Origin of the sequence: Peribacillus frigoritolerans (assembly GCF_040250305.1) — a bacterium.
GTDB lineage: Bacteria > Bacillota > Bacilli > Bacillales > DSM-1321 > Peribacillus.
In genome coordinates this window covers 2,682,070-2,698,835 of sequence record NZ_CP158190.1, presented here as the reverse complement: position 1 = coordinate 2,698,835, position 16,766 = coordinate 2,682,070, and the positions used below count along the sequence as shown (strand labels likewise).

Annotated in this window: 14 protein-coding genes and 1 pseudogene; 1 reads left to right on the top strand and 14 read right to left on the bottom strand. The window is 39.2% G+C overall.

Annotated elements, in window-relative coordinates; all coding sequences use genetic code 11:
- Window positions 1-8 precede the first annotated feature (8 nt).
- The 6 genes from ABOA58_RS13300 to ABOA58_RS13275 form a co-directional block, all read right to left on the bottom strand.
- The gene (locus ABOA58_RS13300) at window positions 9-1,232 is read right to left on the bottom strand and encodes a dihydrolipoamide acetyltransferase family protein (RefSeq protein ID WP_350302677.1); all 1,224 of its coding nucleotides are present in this window, start codon (window positions 1,230-1,232) and stop codon (window positions 9-11) included.
- A 105-nt stretch (window positions 1,233-1,337) separates the two neighbouring features.
- Window positions 1,338-2,372, bottom strand: a complete 1,035-nt coding sequence (locus ABOA58_RS13295) for an alpha-ketoacid dehydrogenase subunit beta (RefSeq protein WP_101222150.1) — start codon at window positions 2,370-2,372, stop codon at window positions 1,338-1,340.
- Window positions 2,373-2,393: 21 nt separating this feature from the next.
- Window positions 2,394-3,386: a thiamine pyrophosphate-dependent dehydrogenase E1 component subunit alpha gene (locus ABOA58_RS13290; RefSeq protein ID WP_350302676.1), complete on the bottom strand. Its 993-nt coding sequence runs from the start codon at window positions 3,384-3,386 to the stop codon at window positions 2,394-2,396.
- Between the two features lie 325 nt (window positions 3,387-3,711).
- A complete protein-coding gene (locus ABOA58_RS13285; protein WP_434547793.1) occupies window positions 3,712-4,239 on the bottom strand; it encodes an NADPH-dependent FMN reductase in 528 nt (175 codons plus the stop codon).
- Window positions 4,240-4,326: 87 nt separating this feature from the next.
- On the bottom strand, window positions 4,327-4,650 hold the full coding sequence (locus ABOA58_RS13280; protein ID WP_350302674.1) for an antibiotic biosynthesis monooxygenase family protein: 324 nt from the start codon (window positions 4,648-4,650) through the stop codon (window positions 4,327-4,329).
- 109 nt (window positions 4,651-4,759) lie between these two features.
- Window positions 4,760-5,353, bottom strand: coding sequence for a TetR/AcrR family transcriptional regulator (locus ABOA58_RS13275; protein WP_350302673.1), 594 nt, complete (start codon window positions 5,351-5,353; stop codon window positions 4,760-4,762).
- 517 nt (window positions 5,354-5,870) lie between these two features.
- On the opposite strand from ABOA58_RS13275, the gene ABOA58_RS13270 reads away from it, so the two are divergent.
- Window positions 5,871-6,905, top strand: coding sequence for a serine hydrolase domain-containing protein (locus ABOA58_RS13270; RefSeq protein ID WP_350302672.1), 1,035 nt, complete (start codon window positions 5,871-5,873; stop codon window positions 6,903-6,905).
- Between the two features lie 115 nt (window positions 6,906-7,020).
- Here the strand turns inward: ABOA58_RS13270 and ABOA58_RS13265 are convergent.
- The 8 genes and pseudogenes from ABOA58_RS13265 to ABOA58_RS13230 all read right to left on the bottom strand — a co-directional run bounded on the left by ABOA58_RS13265 (window position 7,021) and on the right by ABOA58_RS13230 (window position 16,715).
- A pseudogene (locus tag ABOA58_RS13265) lies at window positions 7,021-8,000 on the bottom strand (IS1595 family transposase).
- Between the two features lie 115 nt (window positions 8,001-8,115).
- Window positions 8,116-10,104 carry an acetoacetate--CoA ligase gene (locus ABOA58_RS13260; protein WP_350302671.1) on the bottom strand — a complete coding sequence of 663 codons (1,989 nt, stop codon included), beginning with the start codon at window positions 10,102-10,104 and terminating at the stop codon, window positions 8,116-8,118.
- Between the two features lie 106 nt (window positions 10,105-10,210).
- The gene (locus ABOA58_RS13255) at window positions 10,211-11,482 is read right to left on the bottom strand and encodes a HAMP domain-containing sensor histidine kinase (protein ID WP_350302670.1); all 1,272 of its coding nucleotides are present in this window, start codon (window positions 11,480-11,482) and stop codon (window positions 10,211-10,213) included.
- A 367-nt stretch (window positions 11,483-11,849) separates the two neighbouring features.
- The gene (locus ABOA58_RS13250; RefSeq protein ID WP_350302669.1) at window positions 11,850-12,182 is read right to left on the bottom strand and encodes a (2Fe-2S) ferredoxin domain-containing protein; all 333 of its coding nucleotides are present in this window, start codon (window positions 12,180-12,182) and stop codon (window positions 11,850-11,852) included.
- Window positions 12,183-12,641: 459 nt separating this feature from the next.
- Window positions 12,642-12,728: a cation transporter gene (locus tag ABOA58_RS13245; RefSeq protein WP_350302871.1), complete on the bottom strand. Its 87-nt coding sequence runs from the start codon at window positions 12,726-12,728 to the stop codon at window positions 12,642-12,644.
- 183 nt (window positions 12,729-12,911) lie between these two features.
- Window positions 12,912-13,586, bottom strand: coding sequence for an NlpC/P60 family protein (locus ABOA58_RS13240; RefSeq protein WP_350302668.1), 675 nt, complete (start codon window positions 13,584-13,586; stop codon window positions 12,912-12,914).
- A 621-nt stretch (window positions 13,587-14,207) separates the two neighbouring features.
- Window positions 14,208-15,350, bottom strand: coding sequence for an acyl-CoA dehydrogenase family protein (locus ABOA58_RS13235; RefSeq protein WP_350302667.1), 1,143 nt, complete (start codon window positions 15,348-15,350; stop codon window positions 14,208-14,210).
- Window positions 15,351-15,467: 117 nt separating this feature from the next.
- Window positions 15,468-16,715, bottom strand: coding sequence for a GTPase family protein (locus ABOA58_RS13230; RefSeq protein ID WP_350302666.1), 1,248 nt, complete (start codon window positions 16,713-16,715; stop codon window positions 15,468-15,470).
- Window positions 16,716-16,766: the final 51 nt, after the last annotated feature.

Below are 16,766 nucleotides of genomic sequence, written 5' to 3'. Positions count from 1 at the left end.
CTCCTATTCTATAAAATCACGGTGATCGGCTCTTCTAAATACCGTTTTAGTGTTTGTAAAAAGGCAGCAGCGGGTGCCCCGTCGAGTACACGGTGATCAAAAGTTAAACTGAGTGGCAGGATCGTTCTCCTCTCCAGTTCTTCGCCAATATAAAGCGGGGTATCGTAAGCAGATCCAATTCCGAGTATCCCCGTTTCCGGTGTATTGAGAATCGGTGTAAAGTGCTCAACTCCAAATGCCCCGAGGTTACTGATTGTAAAAGTGGACCCTTGCATGTCTTCAATAGGCAATTGAGAGTCACGTGCACATCGGGCCAATTCCTTCCCCTTATTCGATAACTGCCTTAAGGTATAATTTTCGGCATTTCTTATGACGGGAACAACGAGTCCATTCTCCAAGGCCACCGCTAATCCAAGATGGATATGCTCATACAAAATGATGTTATCTTCAATATAAGCACTATTCATTTTAGGATGCTCTTTAAGTGAAATCACGACAGCCTTGGCAATAAAGTCCGTTATAGTCAATTTAGTTGATTCATGTTTTTGCAGTGCTTCAGCAGCCTGTTTTTGCAAAATGACTAGATCAGTGACATCCACTTTCATCGTTATAGTTAATTGGGCACTGCTTTGCAAGCTCTCCTTCATACGTTTAGCGATGATGTTCCTCATGCCCGTAACAGGAATCTGCTGCGGACTATCTAAAGCAGGTTGGGGTGGGGAAACTATGCTTTTTTCTGTATTTACCGGCATGGAATCCCTTTTCTCAATTACTTTCTGTACATCTTCTTTTGTGATTCTTCCGCCTGGCCCCGTACCTTGTATCTTCTCGATGTCAAGATTCGCTGCCTGTGCCATTTTTCGCGCAACCGGGGTGATCATCAATCGATCTCCCATTGGCAAAATGGGTGAGTCTTTTGTTTTCGGCTTTTCTTGTACAGCAATTTTCGACTGTGTTTCTTTTGCAACAGGTTCATCGATCTTTATTTTTTCATTCGGATTGCCGATATGACAGATAACGGTTCCTGGAGGTACTCCTTGTCCTTCTTGAACAGCTATATTCAGAATCGTACCTTCAGCTGGAGATTCAATTTCCATTTCTATTTTCTCTGAATTGATGCTGGCAATTGCTTCACCTTTTTCGACTGGGTCCCCAACAGCCTTACTCCATAACGAAACAGTGCCTTCTTTCATTGCCATGCCCAATTTCGGCATTACCACTTCGACAGCCATATCTTATTTCTCCCTTCAGATTGGTTTCTGTGTCTCTTTGGTTTTGTTGCTCCAACTTTTGCAGTTCTATGCGAAAAAGCTGGAGCATGCATCATATTGATTTAATTACACCCCAAGAATGGAAGGTTCCCCCAATAATTCTGAAACGACTTGTATCACTTTTTCCGATGTTGGAAGGTAAATATCTTCTAGCGGTGGAGAAAAAGGAACAGGTGTATGTGGTGCCGTAATCCTCTTAATTGGTGCATCGAGCGTGTCAAATCCTTTATCCGCCACCAGTGCGGCAATATCCGTAGCGACGCTGCATCTTGGGTTCGCTTCATCGATCACAATCAAACGATTTGTTTTTGCCACAGAGGAGAGTATCGATTCTTCATCCAGTGGTGACAAGCTCCGCGGGTCGACAATCTCAACTTCAATGCCTTTAGCTGTGAGTTTTTCAGCAGCCTCCATCGCGGTGTGAACTTGTTTACCGATGGCAACGACCGTCAAATCCGAGCCTTTCCTTTTAATTTCAGCTTTGCCGATTGGGATTGTATAGTAGCCTTCCGGAACCTCCCCTACCATGTTGTATAGCGTTTTATCTTCAAAAAAGATGACAGGGTCATTATCTTCAATGGCTGAAAGTAAGAGCCCTTTTGCGTCATAGGGGGATGAGGGAACGACGACCTTCAATCCAGGAATGCTGGTGAACAAAGCATAGAGGCTTTGTGAATGCTGAGCTGCAGCCCTGAACCCTGCACCATGCATCGTACGGATCGTCACGGGAACCTGTGCTTTTCCGCCAAACATATAGCGGAACTTCGCACCTTGATTCAATACTTCATCCAAACAGCTGCCAATGAAATCGTTGAACATTAACTCGGCAATCGGTCGTAAGCCTGTCGAAGCGGCTGCCATGGCCGCTCCCATATATCCTGCTTCCGCAATGGGTGTATCGAGGATTCTATCCCGGCCAAACTCTTGAACCAATCCTTTTGTGACACCTAAAACACCACCCCATGCTTCGTCATCCTGCAAATGATCGACTTCTGCACCGCCGGCTACATCTTCTCCCATAAGGATGACATTTTCGTCTTTTCTCATTGCCATGGCCATTGCTTCATTTATTGCTTGTGACATACTGATTTTTCTACTCATCTCAATTCCTCCTTTTATAGTTTAATAGGATACATAAACATCGTTTAATAAATCGGATGCCTCTGGATACGAGCTATCTTCACTGAACTTGACTGCTTGTTTAATAGATTCCTCAACGGCATTCTCAAGAGAAATCAGTTCTTTTTCCGCCAGCAGATTCTGATTCAGCAAGTAATTCCTAAATAGGGCAATCGCATCTTTCTCTTGTTTATGCTCCTTTTTGTCTTGTTCTTTTTTGTACTTCTGTGCATCTCCCTCGAAGTGGCCATAATTACGATAAGTAACGCATTCGATCAATGATGGGCCTTCTCCCCTGCGAGCCCTCTGAACGGCTTCTTCAGCAGCCTTATACACAGCCAATACATCTTTCCCATCAACCCGGACACCCGGGATATTGTAGCTTATCGCCCGATCGGCTATCGTTTTACAGCTTGAAGCATAGTTGAAAGGCGTGGCTTCCCCATACCCATTATTTTCAGCGATGAATATAACGGGCAGCTTCCAGATTGCCGCCAGATTTACCCCTTCATGGAATGTTCCATGATTGTTGGCACCATCACCAAAAAAACAAACACTAACATGATCGGTCTTTTTATATTTGGCAGTTAATGCTGCCCCACATGCGAGCGGAAAGCCACCACCGACTATTCCGTTCGCACCTAACATCCCTTTATCCAAATCGGCAATATGCATGGAACCGCCTTTCCCTTTGCAAAGCCCTGTCACCTTCCCATAGATTTCAGCCATCATCCCGTTAAGGTCGCATTCTTTTGCAATACAATGGCCATGCCCCCTGTGGGTGCTTGTGATGCTGTCCTTTTCGGATAGGTGAGCACATACTCCGACAGCAACCGCTTCTTCCCCTGCATACAAATGGACAAACCCTGGTAAAATCCCCTTTGCAAAAGATTCATGAACCTGGTCTTCGAATTTTCTGATCTCCAGCATTTTTTTGTACATCCAATAAGCCTTGTCCTGAGATAACTTTATTTCATTCGATTGTACCGTTTCCATTTTTCAGCCCCCAATCATTAATAATGAGTCAATTTTATATATTGCAATTGCCGTGCCAAAATGTGGGGCGGTAAAATTGGGAATGTATCTATTTTCAGCCGAAACAAAACGAGACAAAATGAGATTGTTGTCTCGTTTTGTCTCGTTTTTTTAAACTATACTATTCATATCACTTATCACTGAAGTGAAAGGATGGTTTGAATGTGAATGCAGCCTGTCTAAGGAATATGCTCTTTATGCACCATTTGCTTAGGTGTTAGTGCTTGCTAACATGAATATTGTTAAAAAGTTGGAGGGGAAGGACATAGCTAGTAAACTATCAAGCTTATCGTAATCTTTTTAAGGCACCGCTCCATGCAATCGTTTGATCTAACATTGCATGGACATTACCACGGTGTAAATCAGCTGGTTTAAACGTTTTGAAGTTTTCAAAGTCTGTAAAAAGCGATAATGTTGGATTTACCCGAACGTCCGCAACTAGTAATTCCCCTAAGATGCCGCGCAAATGTTCGGCTGCTCGGGCTCCGCCAGTTGAACCATAGCTCACGATGCCCGCAGCTTTGTTGTTCCATTCATCACGTGCGGAATCAAGTGCGTTTTTTAATGCCCCTGTAATACTGTGATTGTATTCTTGTACGATAAACACAAAACCATCCAAGCTAGAAAGTTTTTCTGACCAAGCTAATAATCCACGTTCTTTACCAGTGCCTTCTCCAACAAATGGCAAGTTAAAATCTGCGATATCGACGATTTCATAATTTGCATCTTCTCGTTCATCAGCTATTTCTTTAACCCAATTTCCCACTTGTGGACTTACGCGTCCTATTCGTGTGCTTCCTAAGATAATTCCCATCTTTAATTTTTCCAATGTTTTCTCCCCCTCGTAATAACTGACTGGCAAATTATTTGTTTAAGAATATAACCTCATGATTTGATGGATTTACATATTTTCAATCTCTTCCACTAACGTGTAGTACCCACCTTCTGTATCTTCAATGAGATGGTTTATTTTGTTAAGATGTTCTCTAAATTCACTTTTTTCTAACCAATTTTCATGAAAATCAATACTCTCAAAGGTAGTTACCATAATTGCCTTATTATTATCCACAGAACGATGCCAACGGCTACTGATCCAACCAGGAACACCTTGTGATCCCTTCTTAAAATTGAGTAGTTCTTCAGCTTGGATAGCAACCAATTCATCTAGTTTGCCTGGTTTAGCTGTAAATACATTAATCCATACTATTGTATTACTTGATTTCATATTCATAATCTCCTGTCATTTAACATATTTTTTTCAATTAATTAATAATCGCCATTTCCTTTTATTCTCAAAGTACGTCAGTGCTGACTGTCATTTTTTCAATGAAAAACTAGGGAGTTAAAGCCCTAGTAAATGTTTGTACACTCCCCATTATAAATGCCTCCAGGGACACGGTTGGATAGTTTCCATCACCATCCAGATTGTTCATAAAGGCACCAAAATTCATCATCATGAACGACAACGCCTGAAGCTCTGGGTCTGTGTGGATAAGCTTTCCTTTTTCATACATCGTGTTAAAATAGTTTGTCAAAATTTCCAGTAACTGTCGAGGGTGCTTTTGTGTTTTTTCTCGAAACCCAGGTAAATTGCCTTCCTCCTTGATACTTATCATAATCATTTTCCGGTTACGATTCATGATTTCATGATACGTTCGACTGATCAGTTGTAAGTCTGAATGTAAATCCCACACGATTTGCTCTTCATTAAAAAGTCTTGTCATCTCTTCGGCATAATGATATCGATCAAATGCTGTTTCTAGAAGATTTAGCTTGCTTCCAAACCGACGAAACAGTGTTTTTTCACTCAAACCTGCGGCACCAGCAATTTCCTGAGTAGTAACACCATTGTACCCCTTCTCTGCGATTAGATCGATTGCCGCTAACAGCAGCTTATCATCGGTACTTAGCTTATTACTGCTGCTCATGCTCTCACTTCCTCTGAATGGACTGTCAGTACTTACTGACCATGTATTTTATTCTATTCAGCTGTTTTAAAAATGTCAAGAAAATATTTCCAGAAATACATATTCTTTTTAAGATGGTGGGCCGATCCAATGATAGAACGGGAAAAGGGGCAACCATTTATTGCTTTATCAGTTAGCAATTTTCTTGCTTGTATACGAGAGTTACCTACACAAACATAGGAGTTGCCTTTCATGTCATAGATGGCCATTATAACGGGAGACCGATTGGCATCACGTTCGAAAATCCAGACCAATATCCAGAAATGGACAAGTTGCTCGCTTTTAGAATTATCACCAAGATTATTCAAGAGAATTATATAAAAAAGGCTGTTTTCTAAAAGATTGTTGCTCTCAGGATAAAAACTAACCACTTGAATTTTATGGTAAAATATAAGTGGTTCTTATTCAACAAACGGGCAGTTTAAATGAGTTTTATTTTAAACGTTTGTACATAGGAGTTAATTTGGGGGTTGTTAGTATGAAAACACAAAATATCAACATTCAAAAGCTCATGGAAGATTATAATGTTTCTGGATTAAGCATTGCAGAAATTGATGGTGGTTACATAAGAAGTACAGAATGCTATGGTTTTCTTGAAGCAGAAACAGATAAAAGAGTGGAAAGTAATTCTATATTTAATGCTTGTTCAATCAGTAAATTTTTAACCTCAATTCTAGTGATGAAATTGACGGAACAAAGTATTCTTGATTTAGATGAGAATGTAAATGAAAAACTTTCATCGTGGAAGGTTCCTCATAATGAACTAAATAAAAATAAAAAAGTTACATTAAGAAATTTACTTAGTCACCAATCTGGTGTTATTGACCCCGAAGGAAGTTTTATTGAATTCGATTCGAGGTTAGGTAACCCCACAATGGTCGAGCTTTTAGAAGGAAGAACACCCTATTGTAAAGCTCCTATTGAAATTAAGTATGAGCCTGGGAGCACCTTTCAATATTCAGACGCAGGTTTTTGCATTATACAGCTTTTGATAGAAGACGTTACTGGAAAACTTTTTAAGGAAGTAATGATTGAACATATTTTTCAACCATTAAATATGGAAAATAGCACATTTGAATTTCCAACATCAGAAGCAACCAAAAAATATTTCTCTTGCGGTCATAACAAAAGTGGAGAATTAGTAAATGGAAAATATCCAATATATCCATATCCAGCAGCTTCTGGGTTATGGACAACGCCTACAGATTTAGCTCTTTTGGTCATTGAATTAATGAATTCTTTAAATGGTGAAAGTAAGCTTAAGCTTTCAGTAAGTAAAGCAATTGAAGTTATAAATTCCCAAGGTTGTAAAGAGTGGACTGGGCTAGGAATTTTCCTAGATAAAAACGAAAAGGGAATTGAGATTTCATCTCTTGGTTGGGGCGTTGGTTTTCAATGTATGATGGTAGCTTATCCTTATTTAGAAACGGGAATAGTCATTATGATAAATACCGATCTAGGTGTTCATCAATTAAAAGGTATTATTGGTAAAGTCTACAATGCTTATTTTTAAATATTAGCTTTTCAAAAAATGAGGGCTTTAATGGAGTAACCGGATCACTTGTATTATCACGCTTAGAGGAAAAATACTCTGAGCGTTTTTTAGTGCACCGAACCCCCAAAGCTGGTTAACTTCTGAACGTCTCAACAGTATAATATTTAGATTTAGGACAAGCTGAAATAAGCATTTGTTCAACTCGTTTATCATTTGCCATATTTTCCCCTATTTCTAGACAGCGAAAACCAGTAAAGGTAATTAAGATAATATGTTCCGACTCCTTAAAAACGCTCCATCCAACCCTCTAGTCTGTTGTGAAAGTTATTAACGTGCTGTATATGAAATAAAGCTTTTTTTACACGTTGCTTCTCACGTTCATTAATCGTCTCGTGCAGCAAGCCTTTTACCTAAGCAAATTTTTTATAGTTTGTTGCGGTACCAGTGCATACAAAGCAGGTGGGTGAATAAAATCACCTATAACTGCTTCAATTTCTTCAGCTTTAACCCGCCCAGTACAGGCTTTACGTGCAACCATATTTCCATTGCGGTCTTGAGCTACTACTACGGCAATCTTTAGATTAGAAATTCCTCTTTTTTTATCCTTTTCTCTTCTTTTTTTCATTTTTCTATGATTGATCATGCGGCGGCCTTTTAAAGACTCACGAAAAAATGTTTAATCACTCTCGACAATACCTTCGAATTGTTTGAAGATTGCTTTCAAGATTTTATGTCTCCAATAGAATGCAGTGGAGATATGTATTTTTAGCTATCTTGCGTAAAGTAACACCCTCAATCATAAACTCAATATTTTTGACCCATTTTTCTGGATATTTAGAGACTGAAAATGTAGTATTAGCATATTATTGAAGGATTTATTGCAGTCCTTACATAAATAGCGTTGCCTTGTACGAAATCTCCCATTGCGTTTTACAGTGTACTTCCAAAATGAACGCAACCTATACTTGAAGCAATCGAGCTTCACGTATAGATCTGAACAATTTTTCAATTCTATCAGATTCTCTGGAAACAAAGCTTGTTTTATGGCCTCAAATAAAGCCATTTGCTGTGACTTAGCAGTTCGCTGAAACCTTCGTATACATTTTCCCACATCACTAAACGCCTCCTATAAAACGGATTATATCAATGTTCAGTTAGTAGGTGAAAAAAATAACAATCTAAACTAAACAGTCTAAAAAAAGACGGAGCATTTTGCTCCGCCTGATTGCTAGAATATTTTTTTCTCATTCAACTCGAGAGCTAATTCTTTAAAGAACTGTAGCGATTCTGGATTTCCCATGGAGTCTGCATTGACTACTTTATCAAACTCGAAACCTAATAACACTTTACGTATCGGGACTTCCATTTTCTTTCCGTTCAACGTTTTAGGAATTTGTTCAACGACATGGATTTGGTCAGGGATAAAGCGAGGGGACACTTGCCCTCTGATTTGTTCCTTGATTTTTGCCGTCAATGCTGTATCCAGGCTATTACCGGGCTTAAGGACAAGAAACAGCAGCAGTGAGGAACCGCGGCCAAGCACTTCCCTATCAATGACAAGGCTTTCCATCACCTCGTCGATCGCTTCGACGACCCGGTAGATATCGCTAGTTCCCATCCGTACACCAGAACGGTTGATCGTCGAGTCGGAACGACCATAAATGATACAGCTGCCCTTGTCGTCAATCTTTATCCAATCACCATGTTTCCATATGCCAGGATACGTATCGAAATAACTCTCGTAGTATCTTGTCCCATCATGATCATTCCAGAAGTATAGCGGCATGGATGGCATCGGTTTGGTAATGACCAATTCACCGACTACATTAATCAATGTTTGACCATGCTCATCAAAAGCTTCTGCACAAACACCCAATGCCCTTCCTTGTATCTCTCCGATTCTTACGGGCAATGTTGGAACGCCACCTACAAACCCGGCACAAACATCGGTTCCGCCACTGGATGAACTGAGCCAGATATCCTTCTTGACATTCTCATACACCCATTTATAACCGTCGCCAGACAATGGAGCCCCAGTTGAAAAAAGAGCCTTCAATTTTGATAAATCATATTTTCCCATTGGCTTGTTTCCTAACTTCATGGAATTCGTAAGGAATGGTGCACTTGTTCCAAAGAAGGTCATGCCTGTATCTTCAGCCAATTCCCAAAGGGCATCCATATTCGGAAAAGAAGGACTGCCGTCATAAAGGACGATGGTCCCTTCATTAAGCAAACCGCCCATAAGGAGATTCCACATCATCCAGCCTGTAGTCGTAAACCAGAATACAGTATCCTCGGAAGTCATGCCTTGATGGATTCTTGTTGATTTTAAATGCTCCAATAATATACCGCCATGCCCTTGTACAATTGGTTTTGGCATTCCGGTTGTACCGGATGAATAGAGAATCCAAAGCGGATGATCGAACGGAACATTTTCAAAAGATAATTCTGCCTTTTCTTTTAAAAGGTCATCCCAAGGAACCGTATCTGCCAGATTCATATCCAAAATCTTTTTTTCTATGTAAGGAACCAGCACGGTATGCTTTACAGTGACCAATTCCTGTTTAAGCTGGGAGACGACTGATGTTTTATCATATACATTTCCATTGTACTGATATCCATCAACCGCCAGTAATACAACTGGTTCAATCTGTTTGAAACGATCTATGACGCTTCTTGCCCCAAAGTCAGGTGAACAACTGGACCAAATGGCACCTATGCTTGCTGTTGCCAGGAAAGCTATGACAGCTTCAGGTATGTTTGGCATATAGGCAACAACACGGTCACCGGATTTCACACCAAGTTTCCTTAATGAATGGGCGACAGAAGCTACTTTTTCTTTCAGCTCTTTCCAGCTGACTTCCTGCTGCCTGATGTGTTCGGAACGAAAAAAAATCGCAGTTTTCTCTTCTTGCTCATTCCATAATGCATTTTCAGCATAATTAAGCCTTGCCCCCTCGAACCATTTCGCACCTGGCATTGATTGCTCCGCTAAAACCCTGTCATATTTCCTGGCTGCTTTTACATCACAATAATCCCAAATTGAAGCCCAAAATTCCTCCAGTTCATCTACCGACCATTTCCATAATTCATGATAATCATGAAATGTTATACCTTTCTTTTCTTTTAACCATTTCACATATTGAGTCAATACCGTTTGCTCGATTTGTTCCTTTGTCGGTTCCCAAATGATTTGTCCATCTGTAAGCGATTTCATACAATCATCTCCCTTAGGTATCAAATGCGTCATTGAATCATTTCATAATATTGGTAGTTTACTTAAATTGTAATCTATGAGTGTAAAACCGTCAATTTACACTAAACTAAATAGGCTCGTATTTATGTATGGGCAGGTTAATAGAGAAACATGTCCCTTTCCCTTGTACACTTGACACATGTACCGTTCCTTCCATGCTTTTGATAACGCTATATGAAACCATCATGCCTAATCCCGTCCCTTTATTTTTTGTCGTGAAGTAAGGCTCACCTAAACGGTATATCTGTTCCTGTGTCATTCCAATTCCCTGATCTTGGATCTTAATTTGGATGGTGGAGGCAGCACGAAGTAAATCTATGTAAATTTCGCCAGCATGGTCCATCGATTCTATCCCATTCTTTAAGATATTGAACAAGCACTGCTGGAATTTCTTCCTTTCCCCCATGATATAATAAGCTCCATCTTCGAATAAGGATAATTTCAATTCTGTTCCATTATTGCTAGCCAAGGGTTTTATGCTGTTCACGACATGCTGAATTTCTTCGGATACCCTTAATCTCTCCGTGTTTTCAGGGCTTATGGCAGCAAACGTCAAATAATCATTAATGACATCCGTGGCCCGATCCAATTCCTTCAGTGCAATATTTGCATATTTGACCTTTGTATGGGAAGACACGTCTTCGCTTAACATTTGAATATATCCCCTGGTAACTGTAAGGGGATTTCTGACTTCATGAGATATGCTTGCAGCAAGATGACTAACGATCTGCAATTTTTCCGCTTTCACTAATTTTTCGAGAACCTGAAAATTAGTGAGGATGACCTCCCATAGTAAGATTACAACAACGATTCCAATGACTTGGATCGTGAAGTATTGTTTCCATAGACTTATGCCGATAGTAAGTTCAAATACGACTGTTGAAATAAACTGCGTGAGAATATGGACAATGAATATTAATGATATACCAATAAGGATTTTTTTACTGACAGACATTTTTAGGTAGTACTTAGATATAAAAAACAGGGAAATTCCCATTAGTGGAAATGTGATGCATGATATATAAAATCCATTATCACCCCCTGATAAATAGCGGATAACAAGAGTGATGACTATCAATATGATTCCTAACCGGTAGCCTCCATATAAACCGCCTAATAGAAAAGGGATCCATCTAAGGTCCCAAACAAAATCCTCTTCTATAACAACGGGAAATAACATGCATAGAACAAGTGAAAGAATAGGGAAAATCGATAGGAAGGATCTTTTTAATGCATCTAAACGGTATACGTACTTCACTAGATAGCTCATTTGCAATAAAAAGATCGGAAAAAGGATAATTAAAAAGTTAATCAGTAAATCTTTTGTCATAAGATTCATTTTTACACCGAACTTTCGATATTTTTCGAAGATTTAGACAGGTATATCAATCATAACAAGATAGAGAATGATAAGCTAGTGTAATTAACATGAGGGATTAAAAGTTTCTCTTCCGCCATCCAGGTAAGAATTTGAGGTATTGTTCCCCCTTATTGAATTTTCGACATAGACGTTAATGCCCTTTCAAAACTTCAATTTTTTCTAAGAGAACAATTTTCAATTAGTATTAATGGGGAGAAGTAAACCCTATTTTGGAAATATGGACTGATTGGTAAAAATGATCAGTCCATTGAATATCGCAATTTTTTTCTTCCAGAAAGACCCTGTATAGAAACCCTTTTTAGATATAGAAGTAAGATGTTACAGTTCATCCACTCTCATGGTTCTTGAATGTTTTCCCATCATGGTAATAAAGTTCAGAGCCTAGATGAACATTGTCATTTTCTTTCAATTGACGAATAAGTTCTTTACTTTTTGTTTTATTCATTTCTTTATACCAGGTTCCTTGTGGATATAGAACAGCGATCGGCCCATGCTTGCATTGGCCGTTGCATAATGTTTTTGTTGTGTGAATCTCCTTTTGTAGTTCTAGGTTTTTCAATTCCGCCCTAATAGTCTCTGTTACTTCTTCTGCTCCATTTTTCGTGCATGTTTTCCCGTTGCAAATTAATAGATGTTTGCTAACCCCATCTAAGCTCATATAAATTCCCCTTTTTTCTTTTTTTTGACCTCTATAACAAATGGATAGCTATTGACTTTATCATGAAATTTAAATTCTCCCCACACTTTGTATATGCCTGGTTTATCAAATTTTGTTTCAAATAGAGTCTTTTCTTCTGATGTAGGGTGCACATGAACAAATTTCTCACCCTTATCATCCAAAATAACAACATGGCTTAAGCACCCAGATAAGGAACTGGAGTAACCCCTTTCGTATCACAACTTAACGTTCTATCTTTGTTTTTCCCAGATTTGTAGTTTAATTCAATTGTATTTTCATTTTTCCAAAGGATGTTAGGAAAGAATTAACGACCACGGTTATGATAAACCATACCCTGGTAAAGTATATGTTGTTCTAAAAGAAATCGTGCTTCAATTCGCACGTTCTTTATTAAATGTTATTGTACATATCTGGTTTAAATTCCACTTCAACGGTCCCTCAATCCAAGTTTGCTTTCACAGCGTTAACTCCAGGTAATTTCTCTACTCTACCTTTAATCGCTTTAATGCAATGCCCACTAGACATAAAAAAGCCAAGCACCGATTCAGAGACTTTCTATTAATAGGAGTTATTTTAGTTGCATGGGTTGGTGGTTATCATCATCATAGGACTTTCTCGATATAATAACCTATTTGTAGATTAATGAAAAAAAGCCAGTCCTTTGAAAAAGAACTGGATTTAATGTCTTAAAAGTTAAAAGTCACTCTATCAATTATATGATTTTGCACCTAAATATCTTTCTGACCAATAGCTATTATTCATCGAAGTAATACTTACACCTTTTGAGGAGGAACTATGAATGAATTGGTTCCCTCCAATATAAATGCCCGCATGAGAGGCGCCAGTTTTATAGGTTTCAAAAAAAACAAGATCCCCAACTTTTGGCGAAGAAACCTTATTCCCCTTCTTATATATTTCCGCAACAGTTCTAGGCAAATTCACATCAGTACTTTTTTCGAAAACATATTTTAAAAATCCGCTGCAATCAAAACCTTTTGGTGTACTCCCTCCCCATACATAGGATACACCCAAATATTTTTTAGCGTTATTTACCAGATTAGTAGATGAATTACCGTTTGACTTTTGAGCAGTGTTTTTCCTAACCCCCAAAGCCTTATATGTATTCGGACCTACAATACCGTCAGCTTTCAAGCCCTTACTTTTTTGAAATTTCACTACCGAACTTTTAGTGATTGTTCCAAAATATGTAGTAGTGTTTTTATTAGTGAAGTACCCTTTATTCTTTAAAACCCCTTGTAATTGTTTTACTTCTGTATGAGTCATTCCACTTTTTAACGTACGATCTCCTAATGCAGCATTACTAACCAAAGGATTTGAAAGTAACAATCCAGTCACTACAACTGAAGCTATAATTTTTTTCATTTACTATATTCCCCCGATAAAATCTCTTTTTTATAATTTTATCATCCTTAAGTGACACCTTATTTTACATTATCATTACAAAATTATGCAGGATTAGTGCAGAAGTTACAAAATATCTATAATACCCCAAACATATTCCGGAAATTGATATGTCTATAGTAAATTTAAAAATTAATTACAGAACTTTAAATTTGTGGATATCTTATGAAAATAATCCATACAATAAGCAATTTGAATATCTCCAACAAATATACTGGACATTATATTTAAAATTATCCTATGGTTACTTTTAACCAATATTTGGGTGGCAGGGCACCTACCCATTGATTTTTCCTGACTCTTTTTATTTTGCTTTTGTATCCATTTAACTCGTTCAGATGTTTGTTCTTAAGTTTGTGAATACCTGGATTTTCCTCCCTTACTTTATAAATGCTTAGTTCTAATTTCCCCTACACTCTAGAAGTCGTACATGTGTACGAAAAAAAAGACTACACCTAATAGCTACTAGCCCCCTCCTAAAAAAATCAACTTGAAACGCAAATACAAAATAACGTTAGAATAAGAACAGAAAAAAACACTGAAAACGACGAAGTCATTTCAGTGCCATATTCGAATACGAACTTAATAAAGAGCGGATTTTGCGAGCATCGTTATAGTCGCATCATCCATCGGAGGATTATGGAGACCTGCGCGTACATCCCTATAGTAGCGTTGCAGGGGATTGTTTCGTTGTAAACTTTTGGCCCCGACGACTCTCATCGCTTTATCGACGATTGAAATCGATTTGTTGACGACCGATAACTTAACAGCACCCAATTGCTTCGATAATTCATCATGATCTTCAGGCTGCCGCACCCATTTTTCTGCGACAGAGTAGAGGAAATGGTGTGCTTCCCCCAATTCCAGTTCCATCTCCCCAATTGTACGTTGAACATTCGGAAGGTCCCTGATTGGTCCTGGTAAGCTATTGGGAGAATAGGTTTTCGCAAATTCGACTGCATAATTTCTGGCAGCCACTGCAATTCCCAAGTAGCAAGCCGGTATATGTAATAGCCACGCTTCAGGTTTTCTTTTTTCACCAGGATTGCTTTTCATGACATAATACTTTTCAGGCAGGCTGACATCAGTTAACACCAAATCATGACTTCCTGTCCCCTGCATGGAGATCATATCCCAAGTTTCTTCTATACTTACACCCGTTACATCACGATGAACTAAAAAAGTGCCTAAACACTCATCCTCGGGTACCCATGCCGTTACAAGAAAAATATCAAGGATGGGAGAGAGTGTAGTAAAAGTCTTTCTGCCATTCAAATTCCATTGTTTACCCTTTTTGATAGCGATCGTTTCCGGTCGGCCTCCGCGCGTCGGGCTCCCCGTTCCAGCCTCAGATGCAGCCGTATTGATTAGAGCACCTTTAGACACTTCATCAAACAACTCTTTCATGACATCTTTTTCCCACGGTCTCTTCTCCGTTAAGGAGAGGACGGTTCCGACATGCCAGCCTATTCCTAAGGCTGTTGGGCCGCAATATTGAGCTATTTTTTCTTGGCATAGAAGAAAATCATATAAGGAACCGCCGTACCCCCCATCCTCTTTTGCTAACGTTAATTGGGGATATCCGAATTCCTTTAACTCCTGAATGTTTTCAAAAGGAAATCCCTTAGAATCATCAAGTGCCTCAGATCGGCCGGAAAAGGACTGAATCGCTTCCTCTAATTTTTGGATATATTCTTTTTGCTTCTGTGATTGAAAAAACGACATGAAGATCATCCCTCCCTGTAGTAAACAAAAATCCTGAACCATCCAGCAGCAGAAACAGAACTGCTAACTCCACTTTATCATATCACCATAGTGTAGTTTATGGTTCGAAACTGCCCATTAAGAGTCGATGTCTTCATTTTTATATTCTTTGTTCGCGTTCTTGTAAGCTTCCTTAGCCTGATCAATATTTTTGTTTTCGAGAAAGTAAGCTATGGCTGCTTGCCCGATTCCATATGTGACTGCGCCCGCTACCGCACCCGAAACGACTAGGCCGGCTCCTGGGATGAAACGGACTGCAGCCCTGACACCTTCCCTGACAAGGAGACCGATTCCGACATTGATCCCTAATGCTGCAATGAATTCACTTGCCGTTTTTGTATTGATTTCTTTATCCGCGATAAAACCAATCACCACAATCATCAAACCTTGAATGCCGGTCAAAATGGGAAAATCGGCAAAAGGTATTGGCTCTGCACCGATTAAACTTGCGATTGCCGTAAACGTTCCCACTATCGTCCGCGCGAATTTCTTCTTTACGAATTGGCTCTGCATCGCTTTGGCTGTCTTCAGCTTCGCTTCACTGGGTAAGGCCTCAATTAAGTAATCAGACAGCAAATCTATGTTCCAACGCATATCATATTCAATATTTCCACTATCATCAAAATCAATATATGAACAAGTAGGAATGATGTTCAAAAGTGGTATTTCACTCTCTTTAAATCTTTTTGACATCAAAGCGATGGCTTCATCAATATTCTGTTTTTTCTTAGGATTGGCATCAAAAGGCGTTTGTTTATAATGTGGCGGATCTAATTCATCCACTTGGGTGACCACACATATGACTGGTACATCATAATGGTGATTCTCTTTAACGATCTTGCGCAGCTTATTCAATTCTTGTAAATCTTCTTCAATCCGTGAATCCGTTTCTTTTGCTTTAATCAAGAAAAGAAACACATCAGGCTGTTCTTCTGTTACCGCTTTTATCAATTCATCCAATGGTGTTTCTTCTTCGAACTGTTCCGTAGGAGCTTCACTCTCACCAAGCCCGCGGGAGTCCAGCAAACGAATTTTGGGCTCGGCATCACTCGGGTACCATAGCCATTTTCCCTTTCCCGTTCCGGACTTAACGGAACTGACATATTGCCGTTCCTGACCAAACATCGCATTGATCAGTGATGATTTTCCGGAACCACGCCTACCGACAAGAGCAATTCGCGGTTCCCTTGCATCAACTGTCATCGTTTTAAGCTTTAAGAGCTGGTCGAGCATTTTGTTCTTTTTCGATTGTGAAATGGGCAGCTTATCTACCTGGCCTTTAATGAAACTGAATATGCTTCCCATTTCATCGTGTTTTTCCACCATCACTCATTCCCCCTTGTTAAGAAGTGTTTTAAGTAACATTTACCCTTGAAC

What these genes read in the sequence shown, in the direction of transcription:
- ABOA58_RS13300 (WP_350302677.1), bottom strand. Translation starts at nt 1,232, where the DNA reads ATGGCTGTCGAAGTGGTAATGCCGAAATTGGGCATGGCAATGAAAGAA.
- ABOA58_RS13295 (WP_101222150.1), bottom strand. Translation starts at nt 2,372, where the DNA reads ATGAGTAGAAAAATCAGTATGTCACAAGCAATAAATGAAGCAATGGCC.
- ABOA58_RS13290 (WP_350302676.1), bottom strand. Translation starts at nt 3,386, where the DNA reads ATGGAAACGGTACAATCGAATGAAATAAAGTTATCTCAGGACAAGGCT.
- ABOA58_RS13285 (WP_434547793.1), bottom strand. Translation starts at nt 4,239, where the DNA reads ATGGGAATTATCTTAGGAAGCACACGAATAGGACGCGTAAGTCCACAA.
- ABOA58_RS13280 (WP_350302674.1), bottom strand. Translation starts at nt 4,650, where the DNA reads ATGAAATCAAGTAATACAATAGTATGGATTAATGTATTTACAGCTAAA.
- ABOA58_RS13275 (WP_350302673.1), bottom strand. Translation starts at nt 5,353, where the DNA reads ATGAGCAGCAGTAATAAGCTAAGTACCGATGATAAGCTGCTGTTAGCG.
- ABOA58_RS13270 (WP_350302672.1), top strand. Translation starts at nt 5,871, where the DNA reads ATGAAAACACAAAATATCAACATTCAAAAGCTCATGGAAGATTATAAT.
- ABOA58_RS13260 (WP_350302671.1), bottom strand. Translation starts at nt 10,104, where the DNA reads ATGAAATCGCTTACAGATGGACAAATCATTTGGGAACCGACAAAGGAA.
- ABOA58_RS13255 (WP_350302670.1), bottom strand. Translation starts at nt 11,482, where the DNA reads ATGAATCTTATGACAAAAGATTTACTGATTAACTTTTTAATTATCCTT.
- ABOA58_RS13250 (WP_350302669.1), bottom strand. Translation starts at nt 12,182, where the DNA reads ATGAGCTTAGATGGGGTTAGCAAACATCTATTAATTTGCAACGGGAAA.
- ABOA58_RS13245 (WP_350302871.1), bottom strand. Translation starts at nt 12,728, where the DNA reads ATGTCTAGTGGGCATTGCATTAAAGCGATTAAAGGTAGAGTAGAGAAA.
- ABOA58_RS13240 (WP_350302668.1), bottom strand. Translation starts at nt 13,586, where the DNA reads ATGAAAAAAATTATAGCTTCAGTTGTAGTGACTGGATTGTTACTTTCA.
- ABOA58_RS13235 (WP_350302667.1), bottom strand. Translation starts at nt 15,350, where the DNA reads ATGTCGTTTTTTCAATCACAGAAGCAAAAAGAATATATCCAAAAATTA.
- ABOA58_RS13230 (WP_350302666.1), bottom strand. Translation starts at nt 16,715, where the DNA reads ATGGTGGAAAAACACGATGAAATGGGAAGCATATTCAGTTTCATTAAA.